At 42.5% G+C, this 14,663-nt stretch carries 15 protein-coding genes; 4 read left to right on the top strand and 11 right to left on the bottom strand.

From position 1 onward, the window contains the following. Window positions 1–234: 234 nt before the first annotated feature. The 11 genes from AAEY88_RS10770 to AAEY88_RS10720 all read right to left on the bottom strand — a co-directional run bounded on the left by AAEY88_RS10770 (window position 235) and on the right by AAEY88_RS10720 (window position 10,922). On the bottom strand, window positions 235–951 hold the full coding sequence (locus AAEY88_RS10770; protein ID WP_350562272.1) for a response regulator: 717 nt from the start codon (window positions 949–951) through the stop codon (window positions 235–237). 524 nt (window positions 952–1,475) lie between these two features. Next, a complete protein-coding gene (locus AAEY88_RS10765) occupies window positions 1,476–1,892 on the bottom strand; it encodes a F0F1 ATP synthase subunit epsilon (protein ID WP_350562270.1) in 417 nt (138 codons plus the stop codon). 131 nt (window positions 1,893–2,023) lie between these two features. Continuing rightward, window positions 2,024–3,457 carry a F0F1 ATP synthase subunit beta gene (atpD, locus tag AAEY88_RS10760; protein WP_350562268.1) on the bottom strand — a complete coding sequence of 478 codons (1,434 nt, stop codon included), beginning with the start codon at window positions 3,455–3,457 and terminating at the stop codon, window positions 2,024–2,026. Window positions 3,458–3,495: 38 nt separating this feature from the next. Continuing rightward, entirely contained in the window at window positions 3,496–4,377 is an 882-nt protein-coding gene (gene atpG, locus AAEY88_RS10755) for a F0F1 ATP synthase subunit gamma (RefSeq protein ID WP_350562266.1), read from the bottom strand. 254 nt (window positions 4,378–4,631) lie between these two features. Beyond that, a complete protein-coding gene (gene atpA, locus AAEY88_RS10750; RefSeq protein ID WP_350562264.1) occupies window positions 4,632–6,176 on the bottom strand; it encodes a F0F1 ATP synthase subunit alpha in 1,545 nt (514 codons plus the stop codon). 83 nt (window positions 6,177–6,259) lie between these two features. Beyond that, entirely contained in the window at window positions 6,260–6,883 is a 624-nt protein-coding gene (locus tag AAEY88_RS10745; protein ID WP_350562262.1) for a F0F1 ATP synthase subunit delta, read from the bottom strand. A gap of 17 nt (window positions 6,884–6,900) precedes the next feature. Beyond that, the gene (locus tag AAEY88_RS10740) at window positions 6,901–7,371 is read right to left on the bottom strand and encodes a F0F1 ATP synthase subunit B (protein WP_350562260.1); all 471 of its coding nucleotides are present in this window, start codon (window positions 7,369–7,371) and stop codon (window positions 6,901–6,903) included. 93 nt (window positions 7,372–7,464) lie between these two features. Continuing rightward, window positions 7,465–7,713: a F0F1 ATP synthase subunit C gene (gene atpE, locus AAEY88_RS10735; RefSeq protein WP_025651437.1), complete on the bottom strand. Its 249-nt coding sequence runs from the start codon at window positions 7,711–7,713 to the stop codon at window positions 7,465–7,467. Window positions 7,714–7,746: 33 nt separating this feature from the next. Then, the gene (gene atpB, locus AAEY88_RS10730) at window positions 7,747–8,616 is read right to left on the bottom strand and encodes a F0F1 ATP synthase subunit A (protein ID WP_350562258.1); all 870 of its coding nucleotides are present in this window, start codon (window positions 8,614–8,616) and stop codon (window positions 7,747–7,749) included. A 708-nt stretch (window positions 8,617–9,324) separates the two neighbouring features. Next, on the bottom strand, window positions 9,325–9,723 hold the full coding sequence (locus tag AAEY88_RS10725; protein ID WP_350562256.1) for an ATP synthase subunit I: 399 nt from the start codon (window positions 9,721–9,723) through the stop codon (window positions 9,325–9,327). A gap of 347 nt (window positions 9,724–10,070) precedes the next feature. After that, complete coding sequence (locus AAEY88_RS10720) at window positions 10,071–10,922, bottom strand: metal ABC transporter substrate-binding protein (protein WP_350562254.1); 852 nt, start codon at window positions 10,920–10,922, stop codon at window positions 10,071–10,073. Between the two features lie 216 nt (window positions 10,923–11,138). Between AAEY88_RS10720 and AAEY88_RS10715 the strand changes: the two genes are divergently transcribed. From AAEY88_RS10715 to AAEY88_RS10700, 4 genes are all read left to right on the top strand, one after another. After that, complete coding sequence (locus AAEY88_RS10715) at window positions 11,139–11,705, top strand: transcriptional repressor (protein ID WP_350562252.1); 567 nt, start codon at window positions 11,139–11,141, stop codon at window positions 11,703–11,705. A gap of 120 nt (window positions 11,706–11,825) precedes the next feature. After that, window positions 11,826–12,575, top strand: coding sequence for a metal ABC transporter ATP-binding protein (locus AAEY88_RS10710; protein WP_350562391.1), 750 nt, complete (start codon window positions 11,826–11,828; stop codon window positions 12,573–12,575). 71 nt (window positions 12,576–12,646) lie between these two features. Further along, window positions 12,647–13,480 carry a metal ABC transporter permease gene (locus AAEY88_RS10705; RefSeq protein WP_350562250.1) on the top strand — a complete coding sequence of 278 codons (834 nt, stop codon included), beginning with the start codon at window positions 12,647–12,649 and terminating at the stop codon, window positions 13,478–13,480. 286 nt (window positions 13,481–13,766) lie between these two features. Continuing rightward, complete coding sequence (locus AAEY88_RS10700; protein ID WP_350562248.1) at window positions 13,767–14,645, top strand: metallophosphoesterase; 879 nt, start codon at window positions 13,767–13,769, stop codon at window positions 14,643–14,645. The last annotated feature ends 18 nt before the right edge of the window (window positions 14,646–14,663 follow it).

Here is a 14,663-nt window from a genome sequence, read left to right as displayed (position 1 = left end):
ATAAATAAAGTTAACAACGTTCTAAATACACTAGAAATATATATGACTATAATCGAAAGCTAAACTTATAACCTATTTATTAAGGCAATTGTCGCTATTATTGCTCAATTAAACCACATAATGCTGTATTTGAGTTTAAAAACTTAAAAATCATCCACAAAAAAACCAGCCTACTGCTGGTTTTTTCTTTGAGCTATTAATGGTTATTAAATTATCTGATCTAATCAGATAGACTTAATTACCTTCTTTTACGAATAAATAGCCTTTACTACGTACTGTTTTGATACGTTTTGGATTCTCTGGATCATCGCCAATTTTAGGACGAATACGTGAAATACGCACGTCAATAGAGCGATCCTGACCATCATATTCGATACCACGTAGACGCTCAAAGATATCTTCACGTGACAAGATGCGACCCGCATTAGAAGCTAGCAACCATAGTAAATCATATTCAGCACTGGTGAAGTCGACTAACTCATCGCTTAGCATTACTGAACGACCCCCATTGTCGATAACCAGTTCACCGAACTCTAAACGCTGGGGTACATCTTCTGATGGGGCATTTTCTGAGCGACGCAGTAAAGCACGAATACGTGCTAGTAATACACGCGGCTGGGCAGGCTTAGCGACATAATCATCCGCCCCCATCTCTAAACCGAGTACTTGGTCCATGTCTTCAGTACGGGCAGTAAGCATTAAAATAGGGTTTTGATAATGTGAGCGCACTTCACGGCATACCGTCAAGCCATCGCTACCCGGCAGCATTACATCAAGTACCACTAAATCTGGCTGTTCGTTGATAATACGGCGAATAGCGCGATTACCGTCCGTTTCAATTGCCACTTCTAGACCATTTTTAACCAAATAGTCTTGGGTCAACATCGCCAGGCGTTCATCATCCTCAACAATCAAAATTCGGGGGGTATTATCATCTTCAATCGTTGTCATTGTTATGTCCTCTAAGATAGAAAAATTAAAAGCAGGGGAAGTAATAGTATAATAAAGTAGCAAATTTATATTCGTGTAAATAGGGAAAACGTGGTGGCACAGTATACTATCAAACGCACCGCTTGCTATACTATAGCTTATTGTCGTTAACAAAACCTATAAACAATCCCTGCTAAAACTTTAGTTCTCGTCCAAAATTCCTGCATTAACCATATACAGAAAGAGGCGCGGTAGCTGCGCTTGACTATAATATAACTCTAGCTACAAAAATGCTTATTGATTGTGTAAGTACTGCTGACACTCTTAATATAACTAAATATAACCACTATCGCTAGCAACTTTCGTAGCAGGTGCTAATTCTTCTATTAAGGGTTATCTAATCTTCAAATAAAATTCTAATAGTAAACTCTCATCACTATAAATAATAAAAAAAACAGCCCATAACGGACTGTTTTTTATCAAGCATCAAATTTATTTTAAGCTTAGAAATCGGAATATAAAAATCTAATCTTAAAAGCAAATTTCTAAGCACGGTTTTTGTACTTACGAATAGTTTGTAGCTGCGCCACTGACTCGGCCAATGAGGCTAAGGCCGCGTTGGTATGTAACGTATCAGACTGGTTGACCAGCATTTGCTCCGCTTTTCTGCGGGCTTCGACAATTTTACTTTCATCGAGGTTGTGTGCGCGCATTGCAGTATCTGCTAAGACAGTAACCATCTTCGGTTGGACTTCTAATACCCCACCGGATACGTAAATAACTTCTTCTGCGCCGTCTGGTGTTTGCACTCGTACCGGACCAGGTTTTAGCAAAGTAATGAGCGGTGTGTGGCCTAGTAGGACACCAACTTCACCTTCGCTACCAGTAGCAATCAACATACTGATCTCCCCTGAGTATAACTCTTCACGGGCACTTACGACGCGACATTGAAACGTTGCCATCCCTCTCTCCTTACTGTTAAATCAGCTATCAAAGCGGTTATTAAAGCGACTATAGTAACTGCTGTACGATGTGCAATAACAAATAGATTAATAATAACCTATTTGTTATTTAAATGATGTTGGTAGTCAAATTACGCTGAAGCAGCTTTCATTTTTTCAGCTTTAGCAACCACTTCATCGATGCCACCAGCCATATAGAACGCTTGTTCTGGTAGATCATCGTATTCACCGGCGATGATTGCTTTAAAGCCAGCAATGGTATCGCGTAGTGCCACATATTTGCCAGGTGCACCAGTGAAGACTTCAGCCACATGGAAAGGCTGTGATAAGAAGCGCTGGATTTTACGCGCACGATAAACGGTTAGTTTGTCTTCTTCTGATAGCTCATCCATGCCCAAAATGGCAATGATGTCTTTCAGCTCTTTATAGCTCTGCAATACTTCTTGCACACCGCGAGCCACATTATAATGCTCTTCACTAATTACTTGTGGATCTAGCTGACGTGAAGTTGAATCGAGTGGATCAACCGCAGGATAAATACCTTGTGAGGCAATATCACGGTTCAGTACGACCGTTGCATCCAAGTGAGCAAAGGTAGTCGCCGGTGATGGATCTGTCAAGTCATCCGCTGGTACATATACCGCTTGTATTGACGTGATTGAACCTGATTGCGTTGAAGTAATACGCTCTTGTAGCATACCCATCTCTTCAGCAAGTGTTGGCTGATAACCAACCGCTGATGGCATACGGCCTAGCAGGGCTGATACTTCAGTACCGGCAAGCGTATAACGATAGATATTATCAACGAAGAATAGAACGTCACGACCTTTGCCCGTTTCAGGATCTTTGGTATCACGAAAATACTCAGCCATGGTAAGACCAGACAGGGCAACACGTAGACGGTTACCTGGTGGCTCATTCATCTGACCATAAATCATCGCAACTTTAGATTTACTAAAGTCTTCAGTATTCACAACGCCCGCTTCTTGCATTTCGTGATAAAAGTCATTCCCTTCACGCGTACGTTCACCAACACCCGCAAACACTGATAAGCCTTCGTGTTTAAGAGCGATGTTGTTAATCAATTCCATTATGTTAACGGTTTTACCAACACCAGCACCACCGAACAAACCAACTTTACCACCTTTCGCAAACGGGCAAAGTAAATCGATTACTTTAATACCAGTCTCTAACAGCTCAGTACTGTTTGATTGGTCCGCATAGCTTGGCGCTTCACGGTGAATCGACCATTTAGTGTCAGCGATTACGGGACCTTCTTCATCGATAGGACGACCAAGAACATCCATAATACGACCAAGCGTACCCACGCCTACAGGCACAGAGATAGGGGCACCAGTATTCGTGACGGTTAGGTTACGCTTTAGGCCTTCCGTTGAGCCCATCGCAATAGTACGTACAATACCATCACCTATTTGTTGCTGTACTTCTAAGGTAGTTTCGGTACCATCTACTTGCAAAGCATCATAAATTTGAGGTACTTCGTCACGGCTGAACTCAACGTCAAGAACCGCGCCAATAATCTGTACAATACGACCGCTACTCATTGCGTTCTCCTTGAACTTCTATATATAGGTGTAGTCAATTATGAAACAGCAGCAGCGCCGCCAACGATTTCCGAGATTTCTCGGGTAATCGCCGCTTGACGCAGCTTGTTGTAAACCAACTGTAAATCGTTAATTAGGTCACCAGCATTATCTGTCGCCGCTTTCATAGCGACCATACGTGACGACTGCTCAGAGGCAATATTTTCCATTACCGCTTGATAGACAATCGACTCAATATAGCGCCCAAGTAAACCATCGATCAAAGTCTCGATATCAGGCTCATAGATATAATCCCAGCTCAGCTCAGTCTGCATGCCACTGTCTTCATCACTAAACGTACCTTCTGGTAAAGGTACCAGCTGATTGACGGTTGGCTTTTGGGTCATTGCATTAACGAACTGGTTATACACCACATAGATACGGTCTATTTTACCGTTTTCATAATCGTCAAGCATGGCTTGAACCGGTGCGTTTAGCTGTTCAAATGTTGGTTTATCGCCGTAGTTAGTCACGGCTGAAGTCACTTTACCACCAAAACTCTTAAAGAAACTGACACCTTTGGCGCCAATGACTGCAAATTCAGCTTGTACAGACTGGTCTTTATAGTCTTTAATACTTTTGCTTAACGCTTTGAATAAGTTAATATTCAAACCACCCGCCAAGCCCCGATCGGACGTAATGACAATATAGCCCACTTTATTGACCGGACGCGATACCATATACGGATGTTTGTAGTCTGATGAGGCATGCACCAAATGTGAAATAACCCGGCGCATACTATCAGCATACGGGCGACCCACAACCATGCGCTCTTGGGCACGGCGCATTTTACTCGCAGCCACCATTTGCATGGCGCGAGTAATTTTTTGGGTGCTTTTAATACTGGTGACTTTGGCACGTATTTCTTTTAAGCTTGCCATAATGATTCCAATATAAGAGGGTTAAAAAAGCATTGGCGAATGCAACAATAATTTGGGGCACTATTGTTCAGCACTATGCAGTTACATACCATTGGCTGTGGCTAAAGCGACACGAGTGTCATTCTTCTTTAAGACACCGCACCGCTTTAAAAACTTTAAATTAAAAAGCCTCTAGACTAAATAGACTTTAAATTAATAGCTCTTTAGTTATAACACTACAGCTACAACCAACCAAACCGGCTTAACCCGTTAAATTAATAACTGTGGTTTTGTTTAAAAGTCTCAACCGCTGACTTTAAACGACCTGCAATATCATCATTATAATTTGCAGTGTCATCAATCTCTTTCATCAAGTCGGCTTGCTCGTCATGCATATAACGTAAGTAGCTTTCTTCAAAAGAACCGATCTTATCAATAGGAACGTCTGATAAGAAACCTTCGTTTGAAGCATAGATAACCGCGGCTTGCTCAGAGATAGACATCGGCTGATATTGCTTCTGCTTCATCAGTTCAGTCACGCGTTCACCATGATCGAGCTGTGCGCGAGTGGCATCATCAAGGTCGGATGCAAACTGAGCAAAGGCGGCCAATTCACGATACTGTGCTAGAGCGGTACGGATACCACCAGAAAGCTTTTTGATAATCTTAGTTTGAGCCGCGCCGCCAACCCGAGATACCGAAATACCAGCGTTTACTGCTGGACGGATACCTGAGTTAAATAAGCTTGATTCTAAGAAAATCTGACCATCAGTAATTGAAATCACGTTGGTTGGTACAAATGCTGATACGTCACCCGCTTGGGTTTCGATGATCGGTAACGCGGTTAAAGAACCGGTCTTACCGACTACTTCGCCATTGGTGAATTTTTCTACATAGGCCGCGTTAACGCGTGATGCACGCTCAAGTAAACGTGAATGTAAATAGAATACGTCACCAGGATAAGCTTCACGGCCTGGTGGACGGCGTAATAGCAGTGAGATTTGACGATATGCAACGGCTTGTTTTGATAAGTCATCAAATACAATCAATGCATCTTCGCCACGGTCACGAAAGTATTCGCCCATCGTACAACCTGAGTACGGTGCAATATACTGGAGTGCTGCTGGCTCTGAAGCTGAAGCAACCACTACTGTGGTGTATTCAAGCGCGCCAGTTTGCTCAAGCTTACGCACCACGTTAGCAATAGTAGAGCGTTTCTGGCCAATGGCCACATACACACACTTAATGCCAGACGTTTTTTGCGCGATGATGGCATCGATAGCCATGGCTGTTTTACCAGTCTGACGGTCACCAATGATAAGCTCACGCTGACCACGACCGATTGGAATCATGGTATCAACCGCTTTATAACCGGTCATTACTGGCTGATCTACTGACTGACGTTCAATAACACCTGGGGCGATTTTTTCGACTTTATCAGTCATTTTAGCATTGATAGGACCTTTGCCATCAATAGGATTACCTAAGGCATCAACAACACGGCCTAGCAGCTCAGGACCTACGGGTACTTCAAGAATACGACCAGTACAATAGGCTTTTTGGCCTTCTTGCAATTTTAGATAATCGCCAAGCACGACCGCACCGACAGAATCACGCTCTAAGTTTAGAGCCATTCCGTAGATTTCGCCTTCAAACTCAATCATTTCGCCATACATGGCATCTTCAAGACCATGAATCTGCACGATACCGTCAGATACTTTGACAATCGTGCCTTCATTCTTTGCAGTTGCACCCGCATCAAGGTCTTGAATACGCTGCTTAATCAGATTACTGATTTCCGCTGGATTCAATTGTTGCATTGCCTGGTTTCCTTTAATTTATGATAACCCGCCCACTGACTTAAATGCTGTTATATCACGCAGACTTGGCTACGTGTATCGCATTAGGCCGTTAGCTGTGTTTTTAACTGTTGTAACTTGCCGCGCACAGAATCATCAATGATTTTGTCACCGATTTTGATAGTAGCGCCTGCCATTAAACTTGGATCAACCGATTCATGAATTACTACATCGGCGTTTAGCGAGGCAGCAAGACGCGTTTGCAACAGCTCGCGCTGGGCATCGGTCAATGGATAGGCAGAGGTCACATAAGCGTCAAGCTGTTTTAAGCTCACTGCCTTATGACGGCGATAGTGCTCATAAACTTCAGGAAGCAGCGCCAGACGCTCTTGTTCTGATAACTGTTTAACGAAGTTACTAAGCGCTGTTGATACTTTTGGGTAGCTTACATTGCTGTCGTGACGATGCCCTTGGGTGTTACCCAATAACTGCTTAAAGGCAGAATCGTTATCGCTAGCTACTTGTGTATCATAAAGATCGACCAAAGCGGCTGACTTATGCTCAGCAGAAACGGCTGGATTGTTTAGCCATGTATGGAACGATTTGTCATTGACAATCGTACTGGCAATAAACAAGAAGTTTTCCCACTCATTTACTACCCCATGTTCATTAGCATAGTCAAACGCGGCTTTAGCGTAGGGTCGTGCTAAGGTTGATAAGTCAGCCATTAATTACATCCTCACAATTACAGCTTCGCCGCCAGTTGGTCTAACATGCTGGCATGTTTTTGCATATCGACTCTATCTTGCAAAATCTTTTCAGCACCAAGTACCGCCAGTTCAGCGACTTGAGCACGTAATGACTCGCGTGCTTGATTGATTTCTTGATCGATAGACGCTTGTGCTTGCTGACGAATACGCTCACCTTCCACTTGGGCTTGTGATTTAGCGTCTTCGATGAGCTGGTTGGCACTCTTGTTCGCTTGCTCGATCAAAGCAGCAGCTTTTGTCTTAGCAACATTAAGCTCCTGCTGTACATCTTGCTCTGCGGTCGCCAAATCTGCTTTTGCTTTTTCGGCAGCATCTAGGCCATCAGCGATCTTACGCTGACGCTCATTGATTGCGCCAATAAGTGGTGGCCACACGAATTTCATGCAGAACATCACAAAGATTGCAAAAGCAATGGCTTGACCGATCAGGGTAAAATTGATATTCACGTGATCACCTCTTTGTTAATGAAAAATCAGTTTCATTGACCATGTTTGACGGTCAAGCTCTGACCATCAAACACTTACAACTGAGCCTTCAGATTAACCTGCTAGAGGGTTTGCAAATAACAATAGCATAGCAATACCAACACCAATCATCGGTACGGCATCAAGTAGACCTGCTACGATGAACATACGAGTTTGCAACTGTGAGCCAAGCTCTGGCTGACGGGCAACACCTTCTAAGAATTTGCCACCTAAGATAGCAAAACCAATACCTGTGCCAAGTGCGCCTAAACCGATAAGCAACGCTACTGCGATAACTGTGTAACCACCTAATACTGGATCCATTGATGTATCCTCATTTACCTATTGAATGTCTAATTAATGTTCAGTTGATGATGCGAGTGATAGATAAACTATCGTTAACATCATAAATACGAACGCTTGAAGTGTAATAATCAAAATGTGGAAGATAGCCCACGGTACCGATAACGCCCACTGAATCCAAAATGGCATAAGGGCAATCAATACGAAAATCAGCTCCCCAGCATACATGTTTCCGAATAAACGCAGACCTAATGAGATAGGTTTTGCAATCAGGGTAACAAACTCTAGGATAAAGTTGATGGGAAGTAGAGCAATCTTTGCGATAGGGTTTTTGGCACTAAACGGATGTAACGTTAACTCGCCAACAAAACCACCAAGGCCTTTTTCCTTAATACTATAAAAGATAATCAAGGCAAAGACAGAGAATGACATACCAAGCGTAACGTTAGGGTCAGTGGTTGGTACGATCTTCATAAAGACATTGTGCGGATCATAACCCATCGCCGCGCCAATTTGTCCAGCAATACTTGGGATAAAGTCGATGGGCAATAAATCCATCAAGTTCATTAAAAAGATCCATACAAAGATGGTCAACGCTAGTGGCGCTACCAACTTCGAGGTACCGCTATACGAATCACGAACGTTATTATCAACAAACTCAACGATCATCTCAACGGCGGCTTGAGTTTTACTTGGCACGCCTGAGGTGACTTTTTTGGCAACCTTCCAAAAGACGGCACAAAATAAAATACCCAGGCTAATTGACCATAGCATAGAGTCGAGATGAATGGCATTAAAGCCCATCTGTCCCGCTTCTTCAGCAGTATTTGCCACTGTCCAGCCTTCGCCAGGCAGATAGCCATACGTCCAGTTCGTTAAGTGGTGAGAGATATATTCTGATGATGTTTGTTGCTCGGCTGCCATAATGTAAGCTTCTTATTAATCAACGATTTAATCAACTACCAAAAAAAACGGTTGTCATCTGATGAGTAGGTTAGCATATCGATTTGCAGCGTTTAAAATTGCTACAAACTTATTGTGCTAAAGCTACCATGTAACCAACAACATCCAACCCATAGAACTTATGCAAGTACCTGATTTCATTAGCTTTTAATAAATTTTAGCTATCAAAAAAGGGCTTATGAGTATTCATTACCAGCCCTTGGTACCTACACGTAAAGTGTTCATATTTGTGTTTGCTTATACCTTATCAAAAAGGTAGGCGCTCAATATAGCGCACATAAGCAAGATAATTAACTGTCTATCTTAATGCAGCGTTGTATTCGTGTAAAGTCAATTATCTATATTTTGTTCAAGGTATAAGTAAGATTACAGCTACTAGTGTTTAGTAGTATAGCTTTGAGTCTATAATTAAATTGTAAGACTTTATTTCTATGCAGTAACTATGGTCTTATCTATATCGTCTTCATTGGTTACTTCGACTTTCTGCTGCCTTTCACAGGTCTATCTACTTCTGTTTTAACTAAAGTCGATTTTTCACACTATTAGTTAGAATCTATTGTTTATTATTTTCTGGCTTTACTGAACCAACCGTTGAGAAATTGGACGATAGGATAATTTATTTAGCGCTATTGACGACCCTATCGTTTATACATTTAATAAATATTACTATTAACGGATATGCAACAGCATCCAACTGTGGCTGATTTGCATTATCATAAAACCGATGAACAATGCTGGTGCGGCTAAGGGTCGTATGGTAATAAAAATCAGTGCAAAACCAAATACCGTCAGTAGCCATTTAAACATCTGACCTCGATATAGCTGGCTGACAATACGCCCACGCGCACGATATCCCGTATGCCAAAAAATAAATCCAGCAAATATAGCTTGAGTAGCAAAGCTTAATAACGCACCGATGGCGGTACTCTTTGCCACGATAAGCTCACTATGTAGCCAAAAGACATCTAACAGCGAAGCAATCACAATTAGGATAAATAATATCCATGCTTGACGCTTGAGATAGATGCCAATTTTATCTTTTTGCGTGCGTTTGGCAGGTTTGGTCATTAGCTATCCTATAGCATTGGTATAATAACCACCGCGTTAGGGTAAGGTAGCATATTTTCGACAATTTTATCCATAAGTGGCTCATTATACTCATGTCATTTCAGCAACGTCATTCAGTAATGTCACTTCAGAGATAGCACTTTTTGCCAAAATAAAACGCCACTTATTATAGGGAGCGATTGACCGTTAAGCAAGTAAAATGTGACGTTTGTCAACCATTTAGTTCAAAAGACGCCAGTTATTTATTTGTCAGTAAAACCATGGCACGCTTAACGCTAATAATGAGTCATTTAGAGGGAAGAGTGTAAGCGAACCACTTTATAATTTTTTCATTAAACGCTACGTCTTTACGAAATACAACGACGAATCTGCTGCGCCATACTACTCCAACCACTAACAAAGTCTTTACTGGCACTCATGTCCTCTGATTGTACTGTGCTATTCACTGGTTGTAACTTAGCAAGCAAGCCTTTGGCCGGTTCACTTTGCGTCACTATGCACATCGTTTTGGACGGACGTTGCTCGTTGAGCCAACGCAATTGACTGGCTTTAGGTGCTGTATCTTCATCAATACTCAAACTACCTGCGAATTGTAACTGAGTAGCGCTTTCTAGGTACTGATAAGCATCATGATAGGCCCAATAAGGAAGTAATTTTTGCTTCTTTTGCTGCTGAACTTGAACCACTGCCCTATCCATTCGCTGAGCAAATTTTTGTACATTAGCATGATAAAGCTTTTTATATTTTGGATTAGCATGACTATGAATAACGGCAAGGGCACGCGTGATAGCTTTAGCATTCTCAGGGTCGAGCCAAATATGTGGATCTAATGTACCTTTGATAGGCTGGCCTTTGACATCGCGTAATGGAAGCCGACTAAAAGCATCAAAGGCATATAATGAGATGGCATTAGGCGCTTTATCTAAACTTGTAGCTAAGTTGTGTTCTAATGGTGCGCCAAACCACACCACAAATTTGCTGTCCTGAATCGCCTTGATATCACCGGGACTGATGCTGCCATGGTGCCCTACTTCACTTGGATCTAATATTTGCTTTGCTGACGGTGCGCCTTCAGTCACTGCCTGACTTAATAAGAACAGAGGATAGTTACTGACGCTCACTGTAGCGGCTTGTGCACTCATCGCTAATAAACTTAATATCATAAGTGCCGCGGTTAGCAGACGTTGCGACTGTATCATTGAGTGCCAAAATTTATTAAAAAAAGAAGTGCTAAAGGAAATTATAGTGTATAAGACATTATTTATAGCATTATCGGCATTGTGACGGTGAGCGGTCATGTTTGGGTAATCCTGTTAATCAAATAAATGAAAATGATAGAGATAAGTTCTTTCTAACTTTCATTATGTTATACTATAACAATTAAAAGCGCTAACTTATTTTTTGGAGCTTGCACGATGTCCACTATTCCATCAGCTTGTGAGTCATCTGCCAATGACCACCTAGACGATAGTCACGCACATGACAGTCATGTGCACGATGTACAAGACTTTACGCCGCATGATGTGACCGAACGCTTGGCTGCAGCAAAAGATCAATGCGGTATACGTGGTGTGCGCTTTACGCCCTTACGTCAGCAGATATTTGCGCTAGTATTACAAGCCAATAAGCCCGTTGGCGCTTATGATCTAATCACTCAACTACAGCAAGCACGTTTATTAGACAGCGATAATAAGACTGATATCGCAAAAAACGTAGCACCGCCGACGGTTTATCGTAGTTTAGAGTTTTTATTAGAGGAAGGCTTGATTCATCAGCTGACCTCTATTAATGCTTATGTCCCTTGTTGTCACCCGCGTGCCCATCATGCGGCAGCCTTCTTAATCTGTGATCAGTGCCAGCGTGTGCAAGAATGTAGCAGCTTGCCGGTACAAGAAATGATGAGCTTCGCTGAGCAAGATATTGGCTTTACTGTTGCTCGTAGTGTCATTGAGCTGAGCGGTCGCTGCCAAGCCTGCCAATAAAGTTAGTCAAATCAGACGAAAAGACTTTTCTACTAATTCATTAATTTTTAAACTATTAGCTGCCAACTCATGAAGCATTCTGTATCGCCATCTAAACAACTGTTATCTAAGCAGACGCCTATGTTTACCGCTGACAATGGAAAGCCATTACTTACTTTAAATGATGTCAGCTACCATGTCGGCCAACAGCGTTTGCTATCGCATATTAATATCGATATTGCGGTCAATGAGACTGTCAGTCTTATTGGACCTAATGGTGCCGGTAAGTCGACACTGGTCAAGCTTATATTAGGTTTGATTAACTCAACTGAAGGGCAGATTACTGCACACCAACCCTTACAATTGGGCTATATGCCGCAGCGTTTTGCAGTGCCACCTATCTTGCCGCTACGGGTACAAGACTTATTAGCGCAAGCCGATAAGCACCGTTTAACTCATGAGCAACGCCAGTTTATTTTTGATAAGTTATCGCTGACTCATTTACTCACGCGGCAAATGCTGCACTTATCAGGTGGTGAGACCCAGCGGGTGTTGCTAGCACGTGCCTTATTAGACAAGCCCAATTTGCTGATTTTAGATGAGCCAATGCAAGGTCTGGATCCTGATACAGAAGTTTGGCTATATCAATTTATTGATGAGTTACCCGATTTTTTACGTTGCGCCATGCTGGTAGTCTCTCATGATTTGCATTGGGTGATGAAAGGCAGTCGGCGGGTGATTTGTCTTAATAAACACATCTGCTGCGAGGGCCAACCCAGCGAGCTTGCTATTAGCACTGAGTTTCAAAAACTATTTGGCCATCATTATGAGCAACCCTATGTGCATCAGCCACACGCCTGCGAGCATCAAGCACCAAATGAGTTATTATAAATTTGCTGGCCAGTAAACTACTGGCCATTACCGCACTTATCTCTCTATAAAAAATTTAACGGATATCAGTTATGACTGCTTGGTTAGCCATCATCGCGCCTGCTTGGATTGCTGGCAGTATTTTAGCACTGCTCTCTGCCCCTCTTGGTTGTTTGGTATTATGGCGACGCATGGCGTTTTTCGCTGATGCGTTAGCCCACGGAACCTTACTTGGAGTGGCCCTAGCGGTATGGTGGCAGTTGCCAATGGGCATTGGTATTGCATTGGTGAGTATCCTGGTAGTCATTGGGCTGGTACTGATCGATGATGACCGTCTTCCCGTCGATGCGGTGCTGGCAGTAGTCGCGGTGTCGCTGCTGTGTTTGGGGCTATTAACCTTGACCCAGCTTACGAATCAGCAAGCCAATGTGCTAGGATTTTTGTTTGGTAACCTGCTGGAACTTGATTGGCCAGATTTACCCCTCCTCGCTGGCAGTGTATTCTTAGGGTTAGGAGTCCTGTTTTATATTTGGCCCGCGCAAGTTAAGCTGGCGACTCATGAGGCGTTGGCACGCATTCAAGGCATTAATCCGACACGCCAACGGTTGTTTTTTATGGGAGTGCTCGCAGGATTTTGTGCTATTGCTATGCAGGCAGTAGGCAGTTTGCTCATCAGCGGCCTATTAGTGCTGCCAGCACTCACTGCCCGCTTGTGGTCGGTAGCTCCCAAACAGATGGTTATTTTTTCACTACTCATTGCACAACTGGGGGTGACCTTAGGCGTTTGGGGCAGTATTTGGCTTGATATTCAAACTGGACTAGCGATTGTATTGGTACTAGCCCTTTTATTTTTCGTCGCGCTCATTGTCTCAAAACTAACGACTTCAAAACTAATCTCTGCAAAATTTTGGTCAGCACGCCGTTAATAATGGGTAAGTTATCATCGAGATATAGTGATTTTTGTCATATAGCTTACTATTACTTAATTTTACCAAACTTTATTTGATAAATATTACTAGAGATTTTGTAAATTTTATGCTATAAACCCGCCTTAATATAATCAAGCGCGATATAGCTTACTGACGCGTCAAATAGTGGTATAAATAGCTAGGATAAATATTATTAGAAATGATAAGTAAAACCAGCCACTTACTTATCAATAGTTACTCTCTAATAACATCCACTATTTTGGTTTGATAAGAGACTGATCCTATGCCAAATCATCCTGTTCATGACGTAAACCTACAGGCTCATCAAGTAAATTATCCTGCTCGTAAAATCACTAGCCCAGATGGGAAAGTTAATGTCTTGCAGATTACTGATTTACATTTATCGATGGCCGACATCAATGCTGATCATGATTTAGGATGTCTGGATAATTACCAGCACAGTTTTCAAGCCGTCCTCCAGCAGGCATTAAGCGAAGATATCCGCTGTGACTTGATAGTAGTAACCGGCGATTTGGTCAATGAAGTAAAGCCTGCTATCTATGATTATATTTTTGAGGTATTACACGCAACAAAGATCCCTTTTGTCTGTATTGCTGGCAACCATGATGTGACTGATGAGACTGGTCATGAGCTGCCTTTTGAGCAGTGGCAGCTGATTGCTCAGCCTGCAGATAAGCGTCTACTCAGCCGCCATGTGATTGATACTAAATATTGGCAAATACTACTGCTGGACTCCGCTATTCCTGGCAAGATAGCAGGAAAGATTACTCTGTCTGATATTGATTGGTTGTGTCAGCAGCTCAGCAACTGTGACAAACCGGCTTTGTTGGCATTACATCATCATGTATTACCAATGAATTCCAACTGGATAGATGCTCATATTGCTGATAATACCGATATGTTTTGGCAACGCATGGCGGCATTCGTGCAGCTACGTGTCGTCATTAGTGGTCATACTCATCAACAGCAAGTTCGCTATCGAAACGGCGTCACTGTTTATACCACGCCCTCTACCTGCTACCAATTTAAACCTTACGAAGATTATTTTGCTGTTGATAAAAATGCACGCCCCGGTTATCGTTGGTTGCAATTAGCCAACAATGGACAGGTTGCAAGCTGGGTTAAAAGATTAGATACTTGACGGCCAGTTTTGTTGCGT

The organism is Psychrobacter sp. CAL346-MNA-CIBAN-0220, assembly GCF_040309805.1.
GTDB lineage: Bacteria > Pseudomonadota > Gammaproteobacteria > Pseudomonadales > Moraxellaceae > Psychrobacter.
The sequence above is the reverse complement of the archived record's forward strand: the minus strand, read 5'-3'. Positions and strand labels throughout refer to the sequence as shown.